The 18,528-nt window shown below is 42.7% G+C and carries 18 protein-coding genes; 7 read left to right on the top strand and 11 right to left on the bottom strand.

Features of this window, described 5'->3' with window-relative positions; translation table 11 throughout:
• Positions 1-69: 69 nt before the first annotated feature.
• The 5 genes from V6984_RS21515 to V6984_RS21535 form a co-directional block, all read right to left on the bottom strand.
• Entirely contained in the window at positions 70-978 is a 909-nt protein-coding gene (locus tag V6984_RS21515; RefSeq protein ID WP_342757642.1) for a LysR family transcriptional regulator, read from the bottom strand.
• 33 nt (positions 979-1,011) lie between these two features.
• On the bottom strand, positions 1,012-1,512 hold the full coding sequence (locus tag V6984_RS21520) for a hypothetical protein (RefSeq protein ID WP_342757643.1): 501 nt from the start codon (positions 1,510-1,512) through the stop codon (positions 1,012-1,014).
• 27 nt (positions 1,513-1,539) lie between these two features.
• A complete protein-coding gene (locus V6984_RS21525; protein WP_342757644.1) occupies positions 1,540-1,959 on the bottom strand; it encodes a DUF4430 domain-containing protein in 420 nt (139 codons plus the stop codon).
• 109 nt (positions 1,960-2,068) lie between these two features.
• On the bottom strand, positions 2,069-3,418 hold the full coding sequence (locus V6984_RS21530) for a glucose-6-phosphate isomerase (protein ID WP_342757645.1): 1,350 nt from the start codon (positions 3,416-3,418) through the stop codon (positions 2,069-2,071).
• 554 nt (positions 3,419-3,972) lie between these two features.
• The gene (locus V6984_RS21535) at positions 3,973-4,803 is read right to left on the bottom strand and encodes a hypothetical protein (protein WP_342757646.1); all 831 of its coding nucleotides are present in this window, start codon (positions 4,801-4,803) and stop codon (positions 3,973-3,975) included.
• A 240-nt stretch (positions 4,804-5,043) separates the two neighbouring features.
• Between V6984_RS21535 and V6984_RS21540 the strand changes: the two genes are divergently transcribed.
• The 3 genes from V6984_RS21540 to V6984_RS21550 are packed head-to-tail and all read left to right on the top strand — an operon-like array spanning position 5,044 to position 7,648.
• On the top strand, positions 5,044-5,286 hold the full coding sequence (locus tag V6984_RS21540; RefSeq protein ID WP_342757647.1) for a TIGR03905 family TSCPD domain-containing protein: 243 nt from the start codon (positions 5,044-5,046) through the stop codon (positions 5,284-5,286).
• 30 nt (positions 5,287-5,316) lie between these two features.
• Positions 5,317-6,390: an undecaprenyldiphospho-muramoylpentapeptide beta-N-acetylglucosaminyltransferase gene (locus tag V6984_RS21545; RefSeq protein ID WP_342757648.1), complete on the top strand. Its 1,074-nt coding sequence runs from the start codon at positions 5,317-5,319 to the stop codon at positions 6,388-6,390.
• Positions 6,391-6,439: 49 nt separating this feature from the next.
• Entirely contained in the window at positions 6,440-7,648 is a 1,209-nt protein-coding gene (locus V6984_RS21550; protein ID WP_342757649.1) for an EAL and HDOD domain-containing protein, read from the top strand.
• A 114-nt stretch (positions 7,649-7,762) separates the two neighbouring features.
• Here the strand turns inward: V6984_RS21550 and V6984_RS21555 are convergent, their stop codons facing one another.
• The 4 genes from V6984_RS21555 to V6984_RS21570 form a co-directional block, all read right to left on the bottom strand.
• Positions 7,763-8,869, bottom strand: a complete 1,107-nt coding sequence (locus V6984_RS21555; protein WP_342757650.1) for a DUF362 domain-containing protein — start codon at positions 8,867-8,869, stop codon at positions 7,763-7,765.
• 44 nt (positions 8,870-8,913) lie between these two features.
• Positions 8,914-9,738, bottom strand: coding sequence for a tyrosine-protein phosphatase (locus tag V6984_RS21560; protein WP_342757651.1), 825 nt, complete (start codon positions 9,736-9,738; stop codon positions 8,914-8,916).
• Positions 9,739-9,741: 3 nt separating this feature from the next.
• Positions 9,742-10,392 (bottom strand): HAD family phosphatase, encoded by a 651-nt coding sequence (locus V6984_RS21565; protein ID WP_342757652.1) that lies wholly within the window; start codon positions 10,390-10,392, stop codon positions 9,742-9,744.
• 178 nt (positions 10,393-10,570) lie between these two features.
• The gene (locus tag V6984_RS21570) at positions 10,571-11,212 is read right to left on the bottom strand and encodes a DUF4358 domain-containing protein (protein ID WP_342757653.1); all 642 of its coding nucleotides are present in this window, start codon (positions 11,210-11,212) and stop codon (positions 10,571-10,573) included.
• A 557-nt stretch (positions 11,213-11,769) separates the two neighbouring features.
• Between V6984_RS21570 and V6984_RS21575 the strand changes: the two genes are divergently transcribed.
• Together V6984_RS21575 and V6984_RS21580 are read left to right on the top strand one after the other, a co-directional pair.
• Positions 11,770-13,200 (top strand): MBOAT family O-acyltransferase, encoded by a 1,431-nt coding sequence (locus V6984_RS21575; protein ID WP_342757654.1) that lies wholly within the window; start codon positions 11,770-11,772, stop codon positions 13,198-13,200.
• A 139-nt stretch (positions 13,201-13,339) separates the two neighbouring features.
• Complete coding sequence (locus tag V6984_RS21580; RefSeq protein WP_342757655.1) at positions 13,340-14,368, top strand: SGNH/GDSL hydrolase family protein; 1,029 nt, start codon at positions 13,340-13,342, stop codon at positions 14,366-14,368.
• A gap of 152 nt (positions 14,369-14,520) precedes the next feature.
• On the opposite strand, the gene V6984_RS21585 is transcribed toward V6984_RS21580, so the two are convergent.
• Positions 14,521-14,889: a hypothetical protein gene (locus tag V6984_RS21585; protein WP_342757656.1), complete on the bottom strand. Its 369-nt coding sequence runs from the start codon at positions 14,887-14,889 to the stop codon at positions 14,521-14,523.
• Positions 14,890-15,164: 275 nt separating this feature from the next.
• Here V6984_RS21585 and V6984_RS21590 point away from each other — a divergent pair, with 275 nt between their 5' ends.
• A complete protein-coding gene (locus V6984_RS21590) occupies positions 15,165-15,914 on the top strand; it encodes an exodeoxyribonuclease III (protein ID WP_342757657.1) in 750 nt (249 codons plus the stop codon).
• Here the strand turns inward: V6984_RS21590 and V6984_RS21595 are convergent.
• A complete protein-coding gene (locus V6984_RS21595; RefSeq protein ID WP_342757658.1) occupies positions 15,903-17,126 on the bottom strand; it encodes a DUF3810 domain-containing protein in 1,224 nt (407 codons plus the stop codon). The two genes, V6984_RS21590 and V6984_RS21595, sit on opposite strands and share 12 nt — an antisense overlap.
• Before the next feature lie 344 nt (positions 17,127-17,470).
• Between V6984_RS21595 and V6984_RS21600 the strand changes: the two genes are divergently transcribed.
• Positions 17,471-18,406 carry a metallophosphoesterase family protein gene (locus V6984_RS21600; RefSeq protein WP_342757659.1) on the top strand — a complete coding sequence of 312 codons (936 nt, stop codon included), beginning with the start codon at positions 17,471-17,473 and terminating at the stop codon, positions 18,404-18,406.
• Positions 18,407-18,528 lie beyond the last annotated feature (122 nt).

Here is an 18,528-nt window from a genome sequence, read left to right on the forward strand (position 1 = left end):
TTAAGAATAAATATACATTTTCATAGTCATTATAAAAATACAAGAGCAACAACCTGATATATCTTTAAACTACATCAAGCCGCCGGTATACTTTTTTAATGATTCCATATATGCTTTTCCATATCTGCTCAGTGCCATATTTTTCTGCGTAATCGTTCCGATTGTCATATACTCGTCCACCTGAAGGGATTTGGCAATAATCTGCTCTCCATTCAGCTCTTTGCTGATCACTCCGGAACTGACAGTATATCCGTTCAAACCTATTACCAGATTAAATAAGGTAGCTCTGTCCCTGACCTTAATATTCCTGCTTCTGTCTAAAGTGCTTAGAATTTCCTCGGAGAAGTAAAAGGAATTATAATCTCCCTGCTCAAAGGAAAGGTACGGGTATTGCTCTAAATCTTCCAAGGTCAAAATTTCTTTTACCGAAAGCGGATGCCTTGAGGAAATAAAGACATGAGGGGCCGCCGTAAATAGTTCTTCGAACTTCAAACCGTACTGTTTTATAAGCTTGTCAATGATTTCTTCATTCTTAGAAGATTTGTATAATATTCCGATTTCGCTTTTCAGCCGGCTTATATCTTCAATAATTTCATATGTTTGTGTTTCCCGCAAGGTAAAGTCATATTTTTCTCCGCCGAATTCACGGATAACATCCACAAAAGCGTTAACCGCAAAAGAATAATGCTGGCATGATACGGAAAACCGGGGGCTTTGCTCCTTCACATGCAGAAACTTTTCCTCCAAAAGGTTCGCCTGCTCCAGAACTTGTCTGGCATAAGCCAGAAACACATCCCCTTCATTTGAGACAGCAACTCCCTTATTGGTTCTATTAAATATGGTTACCTGCATTTCTTTCTCTAATTCATGAATTGCATTGGTCAGACTGGGTTGGGAAACGAAAAGCTGTTTTGCAGCCTCCGTAATATTTCCCGTTTCTGCTACCGTTACTATATACTTCAACTGTTGTAGGGTCATACCAATTCCTCCATTGAATAATTGTAAATAAAACTAAAGAAAACTATCCTTCTTTTTCGCCAATATTACCACAGAATGCACCGGCTTGCCGATAAGAAGCATAATAATAAAATTGCAGATTCCATGCCATACGTCCCAAGTCAATCCGCTGAGCCAATAAGCCAGCGCATAAGAAGGGTCCAAAGGAAGATAGGCTATGGCGAACAAAGAACCAAATATCAGTCCAAACAGCCCCGAAACAATAGCCCACAGCACGAATTCTTCCCGCAAGAGTTTTTTTAATAGAAGCGTCGCCAGACAAAGCAGAGGCCATACATAGAGATAAGACACCCACCACACGCCAAATCCCCACTGGATCAGTTCGAACATATTGAAAACAGTAACAATGAGGAAGGCCTCTGCTCCAAACACCAGCGTATAAATAATGGTCAGAAACGATACCAGTTCCACATTCGGTAAAAATTCTAACGCCACCTTCGCAACATAAAGAACCGCACTTAAAAGAGCAATTCTCGTTATTTTTCTAATCGGCATCTGTTCCCGCCTTTCCGCATTCAGGCTTTACCAGCCTTGCGTCAAAACAAAGCTATAAATTTCGCCGTCCTGCAAAGGTATCTCGTCAGCCCCGAACGTTGCCGATTCACCATTTACCATCACACACCACCAGTATTGATTGTCTATATCCTCTTGCATTCCGTTAAATCCGGTAATATAAATGCCATATTCAGCTTCTTGCCATTCACAGCCTTCGAAGGTACGCATGAAATTCCCCAGATATTCCTCCTCCGACTTACAGTCTGTTGTCTCAGAATATCCGTCACGCTCGGAAGTCACTTCTACCTGAAAGTGCTTTACACCTTCCTGCGTAACGCGGTAGTTCACTATCCCTGCTGCGATACCCACTACTGCCACTATGATGGCAAAAACCGCCACCAGCATAACTTTTTGTTTCTTAGTCCATTGTTTCATTCTTACGTCCATGTTCCTTTCATACTTTCTTCGTCCTTTACCAAAGACGAATGGCCTTCCAATTTTTCTTATACTTTTAAGAGCTTCTATCTAAACGATAGAAGCCCTTTCCATTATATTATTATAATCTTTTCAGTAATTCTTCTCTCTGCGCTTCGTAGCCGGGTTTGCCCAGAAGTGCGAACATATTCTTCTTATAGCTTTCCACACCTGGCTGGTTAAAAGGATTAACACCTAACAGATATCCGCTGACTCCGCAAGCAAACTCGAAGAAATAGAACAATTCACCGAGATAGAATTCATTCACCTCAGGTACACGTACGACCAGATTCGGCACATTGCCATCGGTATGGGCAAGAATAGTTCCGTTCATCGCGCTCTTATTTACAAAATCTACGTTCTTGCCTGCGAGATAGTTAAGACCATCCAAGTCCACCGGCTCCGTACCGAGTATAATTTCTTCTCTGCTCGTTTCGATATCGATCACCGTCTCGAAAAGAGTTCTCGATCCATCCTGTATGAACTGTCCCATGGAGTGCAAATCTGCAGTAAGGTCTACGCTTGCAGGAAAGATACCCTTCTGGTCTTTCCCTTCACTCTCTCCATACAGCTGTTTCCACCATTCGGAAACATAATGTACACCGGGTTCATAATTAGCGAGAATCTCTATTGTCTTGCCTTTCCGCAGTAGAATATTGCGAAGTGCTGCGTATTTCAATGCGTCATTGTCTTCAAAGGAAGCTTCCATCGCACGTTTTCTTCCGCTGGCAGCACCTTCCATCAAACGCTCGATGTCCGCGCCGCTGACCGCTATCGGAAGCAAGCCTACGGCGGTGAGTACAGAGAAGCGTCCGCCTACATCATCGGGAACAACAAAAGATTCATAGCCTTCCTCCGTAGCCAGATTTTTAAGGGAACCCTTTGCTTTATCCGTCGTAGCATAGATTCTTTCTGCCGCTTCGGCTTTGCCGTATTTCTTCTCCATCATTTCCTTGAACACCCGGAATGCGATAGCAGGCTCCGTAGTAGTGCCCGATTTGCTTATCATATTGATGGAGAAATCCCTATCCCCGATTACCTCTATAAGATGCTTAATATATGTGGAGCTGAGGGAATTGCCTACGAAGTAAATTTCAGGCGTTTTTCTCACAGACTTATCCACCGAATTGTAGAAGCTGTGCCTTAAAAATTCGATCGCTGCTCTGGCACCGAGGTAAGATCCTCCGATACCGATAACGAGAAGCACCTCTGAATCGGACTGAATCTTAGCTGCCGCCTTTTTAATTCTGGCAAACTCTTCCTTATCGTAGTCTACCGGTAAATCAATCCATCCCAGAAAATCATTACCTGCGCCGGTCTTGGAAACCAGAACTTCTTTTGCATCCAAGGTCAGCTTCTTCATAAGCTCCACTTCATGACCGCTTATGAACTGTGAAGCCTTGGAATAATCAAATGTAACTTTATTACTCATTTGTCTCGCTCCTTTTATCTGCCCGGACTGATATTTCCCGGGTTTATATTCATTTTATAAATGAGTATAAAACACTCATTAAGTAATCATGTTAAGTTTAGCAAAGTTGTATTTCTTTTTCAAGAGAAACATTTCTTGAGTTTTCGTTGGATTGAAAGAATTGACTATTTGTGATACAGTTAACATATTGTTTATAATTCGGGCATAAAAGATAAAAATACTGTTAAGAAAGGGAAGTACAAATGAAGTCTATAAAGCAAAAATATAGTGAAGAAGTAAGTATTCTTTTATTATTGACGGCGACGGTGTAGTAATCGCACATCCTGATATAGAACAAGTATCGGAGCTTTATAATTACATAACTTCCAAAAAAACAGTTTTAAAGCTGGATGAAAATGGTTCTGTCGTTGTTGAAGATGGTAACCAGGTAACAGAAGAACAAGATATTGAAGTTCCAGATACTTTAAGTGAATAAGTAAAAAGAAATTTTCTGACTAATAATTAAAAAGGTCTGTAAACATCAGAGGATATATTCTCTGATGTTTACAGCACTCCTATACGAAAAATTCTCTGAGCAGCTCCTCCAGCTCTTGTTTTTCCTGATGGGAAAATATTGTTTTCTTCTCTTCCTTACGAAATGGCTGAGGCTTGCCCTCCTCCATTTTGCTTTTCCATTCGGGTTCCTGTTCTTTGCGCCTGGGAGCAAGACCTATTTCCTCCCGCATGGCCTCGATATCCCTCTTTGTTTCCAGACTGCTTTTCGTTTCCGCGCTGCTTTTTTCCAGCTTGTCCGCCTTCTCCGCTTCTTTAACGGCTCCGGCATTATCCGCCTTTTCTCCCCCGATAATTTCCGCCCAATCGATAGCGGACTGACGCAGTTTGTTAGCCATATGATTTTCCAGATAATCCACAAGGTTAATCTTCAATCTTTCCCGTTTTCCCTGTATATCAACCAAACCGGAAATAGAAAAAAATACATATAATCCTAAAAAACTGATAATATAATAAGGAAGCACCTTTCCTACTGTTTCTCCGCGTACGATTTCCCTGCAGGCCCCTGCTCCCGCAGCCACGATAGACAAGAGCATCAGCTGTCCGGATAAATGTTTAAATCCTGTTAGGGATATCCCCATAAAGGATACCTTGGAAATAAACTTATCCACAAATATGGGGATATTAGACACTCCTTCGTTCAACTTATAGCAATTGGCGAACTTCAATTTGCATTGCTTCAAAAATTTATTGTTGGTAGAGGACATATTATCCGTCTCTTTTATCATTTTTTGGTATATTGCTCCTATCATAATCTGGCATATTATGCTCAATAATAAGAGTATCAAAAAAGCTCCGCAAAGAAGCTTGTGTTCCAAAAAGACCTCAAGCATGGCAAACCTCCTTTTCCCGATTTAGATATTATAAACAAAAGTATACCGCATCTCAATAGACAGCAGGCTGTAATCCATTGCATTTTTCGACAAGCCGAAGGAATACCACTGGAAAAATATAATCTTTTCTGTTATAATTATTGCAATCAATGTATATATGTCTAAGAGAAGAACGCGGATGCGTTCTTTTGGTTTGCATATTTTTTGACAATTTGTTTTTAGAAAGGCGTGGTTATTCATATGAAATATCAGACAAAAGGCGTATGTGCAACATCTATTGATGTTGAATTAAATGACGGGATTATCGAGTCTGTTTCTTTTACGGGAGGATGCAACGGCAATTTACAAGGTATATCTAAGCTGGTAAAAGGAATGAATGCGAAAGAAGCAATCGATAAATTGAAGGGAACTACGTGCGGCTTCAAGTCCACCTCTTGTCCCGATCAGCTTGCAAATGCGCTTGCAGCTATGATAGGTGAATAACGAGTGATTAAGTCTGGAGGCATTTAATATATGGCAAAAAGAATCGTACTTACCGGCGGCGGAACAGCCGGTCATGTAACTCCAAATATTGCGTTAATTCCAAGACTTCGGGAATTGAACTACGAAATATACTATATAGGTTCTTATGAAGGCATTGAGAAAAAATTAATCGAGGATTTCGACATACCATACTACGGTATAGCCACCGGCAAGTTCCGCCGGTATTTCGATCCGAAGAATTTTACAGATCCTTTCCGCGTCATGATAGGCTACTCGGAAGCAAGAAAATATCTTAAGGATCTTAAGCCCGACATCGTCTTTTCAAAGGGTGGATTCGTCAGCGTTCCTGTGGTTCGTGCCGCCGCATCCTTAGATATCCCCTGCATTATCCATGAATCGGATATGACCCCGGGATTAGCCAACAAGCTTTGTATTCCCGTAGCTTCCAAGATATGCTGTAATTTCCCGGAGACCATTCAGATGCTTCCCGGGGGAAAGGCCATACTTACCGGCTCTCCGATTCGCGAGGAATTGGCCAGAGGCAACAAGATAGCAGCCTACGACATATGCAGATTCACCTCCAACAAGCCGGTAGTCATGATTATAGGAGGAAGTCTGGGAGCGGAATCCATCAACAAGACTGTGCGCGACGCTCTGCCTAAGCTTTTACAGGATTTCCAGGTAGTTCATATTTGTGGGAAAGATAAAGTGGATAACCTTATGTTAAATATTACGGGCTATAAGCAATTTGAATATGTGAAGACAGAGCTGAAGGACATATTCGCCATGGCCGACGTAGTGGTTTCCAGAGCCGGAGCTAACTCTATCTGCGAACTTTTAGCACTTAAAAAGCCCAATCTTCTCATTCCGCTTTCTACCCACAGCAGCCGCGGCGACCAGCTCTTAAATGCTAAATCCTTTGAATCACAGGGCTTCAGCCTCTTGATCGATGAAGACTATCTTACAGAAAATTTACTGGTGGAAAAGATTCATGAGCTTTATTTCACCAGGCAAACATATATAGACGCGATGAGCAAGAGCAATCAGCTAAGTTCTATCCGTACAATCACAGATCTCATCGAAGATACCACAAACGGCCGCTGATTCTGCGGGAATCAAGGTCATACAAAAGATAAGAAAGCAGTGATTAATTATGTTTATTGCCCGACAGCCTATATTTAATAAGGCGATGAAGATTTATGGGTACGAGCTCCTGTTCCGCTCTGATTCCAGCGCAGTGAGCTTTGGGAATGCTTCCTCCGTCTCCGCTACGGCGGCAGTCATCGGAAGCTTGTTTGAGCAGGGCATCGATCAGGTCGTCGGCAAGTCGAAGGCTTTCGTCAATTTCGATTACGATTTTATCATGTCCGATAATATCGAGTTGATCAAACCTGAAACCCTCATTATCGAAGTTTTAGAGACAGTAAAGGTAGATGCTGCCCTGATAAACAGGATCAAGAGCTTGAAGGACAAGGGCTATCAGATAGCGCTGGATGATTTTGAAGAAAGCTATGGCTCTTATCCCATCGTGCCCCTGGCCGATATTATTAAATACGATATTATGGTTACACCCTTAGATACCATTACTGCCGATATAAAACGGGCACTATCCCAGAAAAAGCTTCTTCTTGCAGAGAAAATCGAGACGGAAGAAGAATTCCAAAAGGCATTGAGAATGGGCTTCCACCTATTTCAGGGATACTTTTTCTGCAAACCTAAAATTGTGGACGGCTCTAGTCCGAGAAGGTTCTCGAAGGTACAGTATTCCATGATTCTCAGCGAGCTTAGCAAAGATGAGCCTTCTTACGACGCTATCACAGAAATTATCGAATCGGATGTCAATCTGGCATACCGGATGATGCGCGTAATCAGCCATAAAAAAGGAGAATCCGCCTTTAATTCCATAAAGTATGCTCTGGTCCGTATGGGCCTCATCGATTTGGAGCGGTGGATCAGCATTCTGATGCTTCAGGATATTTCCCAAAACAAGCCGTTAGAGCTTATGCGACTGTCTTTAGTTCGTTCCCGGTTCAGTGAATATGTAGCGGATAACAGCATATACCAAAATCGCAAAGAAGAAATTTCCATGATGTGTCTGTTCAGTACGCTGGATGTGCTCCTGGACCAGCCAATGGAGAAAGCATTGGAAGGAATGCTGATTTCAAAGGATGTATTTAATGCTCTCGTCCACAGAAAAGGAGATTTGGAGCCCTTTTGCAGACTTATACTTTCCTACGAGCAAGGCGACTGGCCGGCAGTACATAAATACGCCGAGGTCATCAGGATAGATACGAAGATATTATATAAAGGTTATCTGGAGTCCATTGAGTGGTCCTCTAAGATACTAACCTCCTTCCAATAATTCCATCATCGATTAGTTGCTGTGGCATTTTCATGTCACATTTTTTAATAAACAAAAATCAGTAATAATAACTGTTTTTGTTACAGCTATTAAAGTTCAGAACCTCTATGTCGCTTATATTTCTATTAACTCATATTCAGAGCTGCCGATTCCTATTTTTACCGCATGTTCTATGGAGGATTTCCAATTGGTAGCGGGCGCAGAGTCTATAAAATGGTCGTGGTGCACGTGAGGCATGTGGTCCAACTGGCTGCCGGCAATGACCGGCTGCTTATTCACGGCATCCGCACAAGCAATATCCAGAGCTACCGGGTCGAAAGAGGCGAACATTCCCACATCGGGTACAATAGGAATATCGTTCTCGGCATGGCAGTCACAGTTAGGAGATATGTCGATAACAAGGCTGATATGAAAATGAGGTCTTCCCGAAATGACTGCCTTGCTGTACTCCGCAATCTTTCTATTGAGGATATCATTGGACTCGTCTCCTGCCGCCTCGATGGCATCCGTTGGGCAGACTCCGATACAACGTCCGCAGCCTACGCATTTATCCTGGTCGATGCTCGCCTTCCTATTGGTAACAGACGGTGCATCGTGGGCGCATATCTTGATACAGCGCCCGCAGCCTATGCAGACTTCCTGATTCACAGAGGGCTTGCCCGCACTGTGCATCTCCATTTTACCTGCCCTTGAACCGCATCCCATGCCGATATTCTTCAAAGCACCGCCAAATCCTGTGGCTTCATGTCCCTTGAAATGGTTTAAGGAAATGAATACGTCCGCATCCATGATCGCCCGGCCGATTTTCGCCTCCTTCACATATTCGCCGCCCTCTACAGGTACCAGTTCTTCATCAGTTCCCTTCAGTCCATCAGCAATAATCACATGACAGCCGGTAGAAAACGGTGAAAACCCATTCTGATACGCCGCGTCCATATGGTCCAGCGCATTTTTGCGCCCGCCTACGTACAGCGTGTTGCAGTCGGTAAGGAATGCCTTTCCGCCCAATTCCTTGACGACCTTCACCACAACGGCCGCATAATTCGGTCTGAGAAAAGCCAGATTTCCCGGCTCCCCGAAATGAATCTTAATCGCCGCGTATTTTCTGTCGAAATCAATTCCTCCGATTCCTGCCGTCTTTAGTAACCGCTCAAGCTTCTGCGGAAGATTTTCATTGAACGACGTCTTCATACTCGTGTAATACACCTTTGATTTTGACATACTTTCCTCCATCCTGTCCAATCGGGCATGTATATTTTTATTATCTATTGCAGATATTTATTCTTAAGGGTCATGATCCCGTCCCCGTTAAGCCCCATTTCTTCTTTCAGATAGTTCCGCGCACTCCCATATCCTTCTTCCATTATCTTGAATAATGTATTGATATAGCTTTCCTGAACGGTAAATAGAGTGCGAATATGTTCTCCCAGCCGCGTATCGCCCGTTCTCTCCAAAACCATAGCCATCATCTTATCGATGCTCTCAGCAGCAAACTCATTGACCTTCATATAATCTGCCACAATCTGCTTTCTGGGAATTTCAAGGGCACACAGGAGCAATGCCGCTCCCGTACCGGCCCGATCCTTGCCCGCAGTACAATGCCAGAGCACCGCCCCTTTTTCCTGATTTAACAATATGTTGAAGAAGGAAGCGTACTGCTTTTTACAGTAAGAATCGGTAAGCAGATTACTGTATATATTCTTCATGTATTCCACTCCGGCATCTTCATTGCCGCCAAGCTGCCTAAGCACTCTGCCTACAACGTCCTCGTCCGTCTCCTTTTCCCGGGTAATGCCCAGAACCTTCTCATGCAAAATAGGATTAACGATATAAGTCACTCCGTCGAGTTCCGGATCGGGTCTCTCATATCTCTCCGCCTCTGTACGGAAATCTACTACCGCAGCAAGTCCGTAGTCTCTTGTCAGCACTTCCTTATCTTCCTTCGTAAGATCGAATAACTCCCCGCTTCGAATCAGACGGCAAGGTTTGATCCTGCTGCCATCCATCGCCGTATATCCACCCAGATCTCTGGTATTATGTATTCCCTTTAAAGGGATGCGTTTCACTTCCTGCATCATATTCCCTGCCATTTTCTAACAACTTTTTAAATAATCCATCACATCCAAAAGAGAATAAAATTTCCCATAGAGCATGGATTCGATTTCCGGTGACGGTTCAATCAAATCCGGCACCATAATCGGCTTCATACCTGCACGATACGCCGACCGGATTCCGTTAGGTGAATCTTCGATGGCAATAGCATTCATCGGGGTCACACCCAGTTCCTCGCATGCCTTCAAATAAATATCCGGCATGGGCTTGCTGTGCTCCACCATATCCCCCGTAATGATCTTACGGAAATAATGAGTGATGCCCGCCTCCTCCAGATGTCCCATAACGCCCTTTAAGCTTGTTGAGGAAGCCAGTCCTACGATATAGCCCTCCTGTGTCAGATAATCCAGTATCTCCATGACTCCCTCCTTCAAAGGAAGTCCTTCCTCCAGAATCCTGCGTTTCATGAGAGCATGCACCGTACCGCGGAATTCTTCAAAGGGAAATTCCTCTCCGTAAATACTCTTCATAAGAATTTCTGAATCATTTCTATTTAAACCAACACAACCCTTTACCCCCTTGCTCAGATCGCCAAGCCCCATTTCCTGTCCAACTTCATCCCAGCACTCACAGCTAATTCTCTCCGTATCAAACAGTATTCCGTCCATGTCGAATATAATCGTATTGGTCACACTAATAACCCTGCCTTTCCTCCATTTGTGTTACGATTCAGCCTTCGCCTAAACTGCAGCAAATCATGCACAGCAAAATATGCGCATGAAAATTTGCGAAACGATTAAGTTTCGCAACCACTTTAATGTGTTTATTATACCCCATAAAACAAAGGCTATCAATAGCAGGGCGTTAACATCACTCATCAAACAATGTTTTTTCTATGATATCCACCGCTCTCTCATTCTCTTGCTGGCAAACAGAAATTACTTCCTCATCTCCTATTTCAGCAGCTGCCTCGGTATCCGCACCAAGCTGTACAAAGCTGACATAACTGTCCACCGTCTCTATTCTGGATGCTTCCACTTTCCCCAACTCCTGCGGACGGTCCTTATATTTTGTCATCAGACTCTCTCTATACTCGTTCAGTATAGATTCCACTTCTCCTACATATTCCTCTTTCGCCTTAATAATAATTATCGTATCAATATCCGTTTCAACACTTTGTTTCTCCGCAAAATAATCATCATACATATCCTCTGAAATACCTGTTTCCGTCTCCAGCTCTTCCTTTGTAAGTTTCTTATCCGGCCAATAATTATCTCCAAGAATATTCACTACCGCTTCCCTTATTTCATTCATAGACGCATAAGCCTCATTATCCCCAGAATCCTCCGCAGCCTCCACTGTATTCATTTCCACTGCGTCGTCTCTCTTAACATTTTCTACACTATTTGTATTAGAATCCGACACCTGCCCATCACCGCATCCACTCATAATAGGCGCCGCCAGCAGCCATATTGTCAATACCATTGCCAAGGTTGTAACTAACGAACGCATCTTCATAATCTCCTCCATCTTAATCTATTGAATATTTTAAAATAATTCCACTGATTATATAGTTATCATTATTTCCCAGTAAGCCGAATTTATCCCTTTTTCCAAAAGAATTTAATATCCAGGAAAATATTCTGGCTAATCTAAATCAAGGAAATATTTAATATTTTTATGGCAAGAATTATGTTATAATGTCCGAATAGGGCAGAGTCAAATAGAAAAATAAACAAATACCGTGCTCGCACGAGTATTTGCTTATTTTTCTATTTGACGAGCGAAGCGAACGAAAAAACCACGTTTTTTCGTCTCTGCCCGTGGTTATTGGTCTCTGCGTGGTTATTGGCCTCCGCCCGTGGTCATCGACCTCCGCCCGTGGTCATCGACCTCCGCCCGTGGTCATCGACCTCTGCCCGTGGTTACCGGCCTCTGCCCGTGCCCTGCCGGTCTCCTCCCATATACAAGCCACACTCCCCAGAAAGGTATTCACACTCACAATGCTTTTTAATTCCTATATATTCATTTTCATATTCCTCCCCCTGGTCCTTCTGGGCTGGTACGGATTGAACAAGCTAAAAAAATACGAGCTGGCGAAGGTATTCCTCGTCGGTATGTCTTTATGGTTTTACGGTTACTTCAACAATTATTACCTCCTTATCATCACCATAAGCATACTCGTCAACTATACATTAAGCTGGCTCATGACCTTTTCAAAGACCAGATTTACAAGCAGAATTGGTCTTTTAACAGGCATTGGCATCAATCTCGCCATTTTATTTTATTTTAAATACTATGATTTTTTCATCGACAATATAAACTACATTTTCCACAGTGATTACGCACTGAAACATATACTCCTGCCTCTGGGTATCAGCTTTTTTACCTTCCAGCAGATTTCCTTCACTGTAGACCGCAATGAGGGTGAATTAGATCATCCTTCCTTTATCAATTATGCTGCCTTCGTGACCTTTTTTCCCCAGTTGATTGCAGGTCCTATCGTTTTTTACAAGGAAATGATACCTCAATTCGAGGACTTAAACAAAAGGCGCTTCGACTCCGGTAATTTTGCAAAAGGCATTTCCTTGTTTGTGCTGGGCCTTGGGAAAAAAGTCCTATTGGCTGATATGCTGGCATTAGCCACGAATTTCGGCTTCGAGCAGACCTATTTTCTCGATACGCCTTCCACACTGTTGGTCATTCTCGCATATACCTTCCAGATTTATTTCGATTTCAGCGGATACAACGACATGGCAATCGGACTCGGCTATATGTTCAATATTGCATTACCCATTAACTTCAATTCACCCTACAAGGCTTGTTCCGTTAAAGAGTTATGGCAGCGCTGGCATATGACCCTATCCCGTTTTTTTGTAAACTACGTGTACATTCCTCTGGGAGGAAGCAAAAAGGGAAGGCCTCGAACAATTCTCAATACCATAATAATCTTCTGCTTAAGCGGGCTGTGGCACGGTGCCAACTGGACATACGTCGCATGGGGGACCATGCAGGGTCTCTTAGTCGTGTGGGATAACTTGGGGATCGTTGGAATAAAGGGCAATAAAGAAAAGGTTCCTTCCAAAATCCATATCCCCAGATGGCTGGGATGGTTTTTCACTTTTTCCTTCTTCAACCTGTCCCTGATTTTCTTTCGAAGCGAAAACATGACCTATGCGTTCCAGATGTTCAAAAATATATTCGCCTTTAAAAATACCGGCTATCTATACAAGCTGGCCGCTAATATGGACATTCCTGAATTTTATGTTATCAAGCAGGCCATCAACCTTCTGGCCCCGGATATGCTCAGCACAGTTTACATTGTATTCTTCTTCATCGCGCTGGCTATCAGTGCCTTTGTCCTGACGAGAAAAAATTCTCTCCAGATAGTAGCGGAGACGAATTACGGTTCCAAGTTCTGCTGGTACATTACTATCGTATTCCTATGGTCGCTGATTTCATTTTCACAGGTCAGCACATTTATCTATTTCAATTTCTAGTGTACTGTTTGGCTAATTATGAATGAGACAGCACACTGGCGGCAGATTCATACGCTATACCGCGGCAAATAGACAGAAAGGTATAAAGCAATTGGAGAAAAATTTTATTATATCTTTTTTTAAAAGAATATTGGTAATTATGGCAGTTATCGCCGGATTCGTCATCATATTGGACCCCTTTTTCCATTACCATAAGCCATGGTTCGGGTTAAAGGCAGTTCTGACCGATAAGGAATATCAATGTATCGGCACCCTTCGCACCTTCGATTACGACAGCCTGATCTTAGGCTCCTCCGTGGCTGAAAACTATAATAACGGCTGGTTCGACCAGGGCTTCGGCTGCACTGCCATCAAGGCTGTCCGTTCCTATGGTGCTACCGCGGACTTATGCTACCTTCTGGATACTGCGTATGAAAGTCATGACCTGAAATATGTTTTCTACAGTATGGACACCTCTTCTCTTGCCGCTGATCCTATACCCACCTACGAACTGACCGGCTGTCCCATGTATTTATACAACAAGAATTACTTCGATGACGTACAATATATATATAACAAAGGCGTTTTGTTGGAAAAGACACCTTACCTCATTGCTAACTCTCTTATCGGAGATTACGATGAGAACGACTCCTACAACTGGGCACAGTGGAAACAGTTCAATCAGGACATGGCATTAAACAACTACATGCGGGCACCCCAGATTTCTCCCATGAAAGAAAAGGATTATTATCAAGATGTACTGAATGCCAATATCGGACTGGTAGAGGATCAGATTACCGCTCATCCCGAAACACAGTTCAAAATTTTCTTTCCTGCCTACTCTATGCTTTGGTGGGACAACATCTACCGCACAGGCGATTTGGAGGCTTACCTTTACAACATGGAACAAACCGTAGGACGGCTGCTCACCTATGACAACGTCCAAATGTTTTATTTTCAGGATGAGACCGAGATTATAACCAATCTCAACAACTACATGGACACTCTCCATTTTTCCCCTGAAATTAACCAATATATGACTGATCAGATCATCGCAGGAGACAGACAGCTCACTCTGGAAAACTATGAGCAGACTTTCTCCGACATGCGCCACTTCGCATATAGGATTGTAAACGAATGGATCCTCCCTTACGAGGACTCCATAAAGATCGACTACACTCAAAGTTGATGCGAAGCTGGGTATACTGTCTAGAACTGTTCGCAAAAAGGACCTTTTAACACCCTGATCTTATTACATGATAAAAAGGCTGTTTACCGTCCATTCAGGATAGTAAACAGCCTCTTCGTTTAATTATTTACTGCACAATTGCCAGCTTATAATTAGTTAGCGTCTGTTGCTTCTGTATCTGCTGCTTCATCAGTGGTTGCTGCTTCATCTGTTGCTGCTGCGTCTGTTGCTTCTGCATCCTCAGCTACTTCTTCAGTTGCTGCTGCATCTTCTGCTACTTCTTCAGTTGCTGCTGCGTCTTCTGCTACTTCTTCGGTTGCTGCTGCGTCTTCTGCTACTTCTTCAGTTGCTTCTACGTCTTCTGCTACTTCTTCAGTTGCTGCTGCATCTGTTGCTTCTTCCGTAACTGCTTCAGTTTCTACTGCTGCATCTTCCGTTGCTACGTCTGTGTTTCCACAAGCCATCATCAATGTTGCGCATGTTGCTACTGCTGTTAATAATAAAACTACTTTCTTTTTCATAATTTTTTTCCTCCTAGAAATATGAAATGTTTTTTGTTGATACAAACCTATGTATGTGGTTCCTATATCAACTTTTAACATAATATGTCATAAATGTGTCCAAAGTGTGAACAGATTCTTGATTTTTTATTAATCTCCCGAATACTTTCTCCACGATCTCTCTTCAACCCCAGTTAAATAGCCGCTTCACGAATATATTTACAAATTCATTTTTTTTCATTAAACTATACTCATAACCTGATACCATAACCTTTTTATGAAAGGAATCAAACATTATGAAATTAATCTCATGGAACGTAAATGGCCTCCGTGCCTGCATCGGCAAAGGCTTCCTGGACTTCCTGGTCTCCGAATCCCCTGATATTCTCTGTTTACAGGAGACCAAGCTCCAAGCCGGCCAAATCGATCTGGACCTCCCCGGTTACTTCCAATACTGGAACTACGCCGAGAAAAAAGGCTATTCCGGTACCGCTATTTTCACCAAAGAGGAACCTCTCTCCGTCTCCTACGGAATAGGGATCGAAGAACACGACCACGAAGGCCGCGTCATCACGCTGGAATTCCCGGAATTCTATATGATAACCGTATACACCCCCAATTCTCAGGACGAGCTGGCGAGACTATCCTACCGTATGAAATGGGAAGATGATTTTCTTTCTTATCTGAAGACGCTGGAAAAGGAGAAGCCCGTCATTTTTTGCGGTGATTTAAACGTAGCTCATAAGGAAATTGACCTTAAGAACCCCAAAACCAACCGCAAAAACGCGGGCTTTACAGATGAAGAGAGAGAAAAATTCACTATTTTAACCGAATCCGGTTTTATTGACACCTTCCGTTACTTCTATCCTGATAAGGAGGGCATCTACTCATGGTGGTCCTACCGTTTCAGTGCCAGAGCCAAAAACGCCGGTTGGCGTATTGACTATTTCCTCGTGTCGGACAGCTTAAAGGATCGCTTGCAGGACGCTGTCATTTACACTGACGTGCTCGGCTCCGATCATTGTCCTGTGGGTTTACTCATCTGATTGTACCAAATATCCCGGGTCAGCTAACGTTTGCTGTACTTCCATCGAACCGTCGTAATAATGGAGCAGCAGGCCTACTACCCTCGTATAACTTAAGATTCCGTCTCCCACACCGTTAAGAACCATGGAAGTCTCCGATAATTTGTCGGAGACTTTATCTACGACTTCCGTATTGATGAGCGCCTTTGCCTCAACCTTTTCCCAGGCAGCTTCTCTTAAGAATACGTTCTCCTTCTTTACCTGATCAGATATCTTTACACGGGAATCGTAGATTTCATTATTTCTGCCTATCGCATCATAATATTCGTTGTTTATATAATTCAAAACGCTTAAATAACCACTGTATTGGAACGTCACATCCGAAGAATTGGCACAAGCCAGAAAACCGATCAGATTCGCCTCATCTTCGAACATAAATCCTTTCAGATGGGCATATTCGTGACAGATAGTTGCAGGGCGGTTGATTTCCAGCATCAGGCTGTTATAATTGGCCTCCATGGAAAAAGGGAAAAAATATCCTTTCATCTTTTGCTGACTGAAAAACCCTGAGAAGTAAAATTGCTTCGGCATGGGATAATAACCACCTAACTGCTCACAATATTTGCTTAAATTTCTCATGGACTCTATAGCAATTTCCTCCATATTATCGGGATAAATAATATTGCCCTTTTCGTCCCTGTTCACTTGCTTCGCCAGCTCATTGGCCCTTATGACCACGTAATCTCTAAGGTTTTCCAATTCCTCCAGCGTATATTCCTTCTGCAATAAATCCGGAAGTAGCGGATCCTGTGGCGACATCCGGTCAAGCATCCCATACCTCTGCGTCAAAGCAGAGCTGTGATACGGAATAAAACAGTTCAAGGTCATCACCCCGCAAAACCCCGCGAATATCCACGCATAAGCGGTAAAATATCTGCCGCAAAAACCCATGACCTTGGAATAGATCGAAGAGCGTTTAAAAGCTAATAAAAAAATAGCCGCAACGAATCCCAGCACAACAGCTATCATTGTTACTACCAAGCCTGCTGCCATCATTATTTCTCCAATAGAAAAAGGGAACAACCCTGTAAACCGTCCATATGTATTCACCCATAGGGGAAAAATATTCCGCACATAAAAGTTACAGAATGCCTCACTTTCCCATGCAATGGCATTCAGAACTGCAATCAACGCGAAAATCCCCAACAATGTCAAGAACCCTCTCCGTCTCATCCCACACCTCCCATGAATCTACAACACCCCTGCTGCTTACAATTAAAGGATAGCAGATAGATATGAAGTAGGAATGATAATTTGTAAATAATTTATGAATAATTTATAAAATATTTTCATTTATTCATTTTTATTTGGTAATATTATACAATTTTTTATTTTTTTGCACCTGTTATCCTTTTAAAAATGCAGAGAAATAGCATAAAAATACTTTCTTCATAAGATTAAGCAGGGCTCGCATATAGTATTATAGTACTGTTTTTAAAAAATTAAGTAATTCTTCAATATTTTTGCACACCCTTTAGTATATTATATTATCAGATTTGACATTAGAAAGGCATCTTATGAAACGGACAAACCTTCGGGTATTTCAGGCTATTTTGCTCACTATTACATTTACGTTCCTTTTTTCCGCATGCGGGGACTCTGCCTCCATCAAGAAAGAAGATATAACCACCTACAAGATCCGCATACCGGGCACGGAAGAAAGCTATGAGTTTTTATATCTGACAGATACTCATATGATCGTTCCGGGAGATAAAGAAAATCAGGAAATATCCGATTACGAGAAGCAGCGCCTTCCTGTTTTCACCATGGAGGACGTTCCTTCTCCCTTCCTACAATTTCCCCAGTGGATTCAATATGCCAATGAACAGGATTTCGACGGACTGCTGCTTGGGGGAGATATCATCGATTATCCTTCCGCCTCCAATCTGGAATATCTGAAGACTTGTTTGGACGATTTAAAGATACCTTATATATATAATATAGGCAATCACGACTGGACCTATCCTTGGGAATATATGACCGAAAAGGGGAAGAGCGAATACCTCCCCCTCTTTAACTCATATATGGAAAATAACACCTCTATCCATACAAAGGAATACGAAGACTTTACCATCGTAGCCGTAAATAACAGCAGTAATCAGATCACCCCTGATGCGCTTACCCGGTACAAGGAAATCCTCGCTGAAAAGAAACCTGTCATTCTCATGCTGCACGTACCCCTTTACACCGAGGCCGTTCTTCATAAAGCTGCTGCTGTCTGGAAAGGAGGCGTAGTTCTGGGAGGAGGAATCCACGGAGGCATTTATCCTGACACCGTATCTACGGAGTTTATCACCCTTACTACGGCGAAGGACAGTCCGGTAGAGCTGGTGCTGGCCGGTCACGTTCATTTCGCGTTAAAAAGTGACATTCAAGGAGAAAAAAACATACCCCAAATTATCGGGGACGCCGGATACAAAGGAAAAGCGACTATTATTCAAATTTCCGGCTGAACTTTTTCTAAGGTATCCCTTTCGACATATTTTCATATTATATAACAAGTCAACGATTATGGACTCTGTTATGTACGTACTTTTTGGAACCTTCCTCTTTGTCCTCCTTTTTTCCTGTTTCA

This window comes from Kineothrix sp. IPX-CK, from assembly GCF_039134705.1.
Lineage (GTDB): Bacteria > Bacillota > Clostridia > Lachnospirales > Lachnospiraceae > Kineothrix > Kineothrix sedimenti.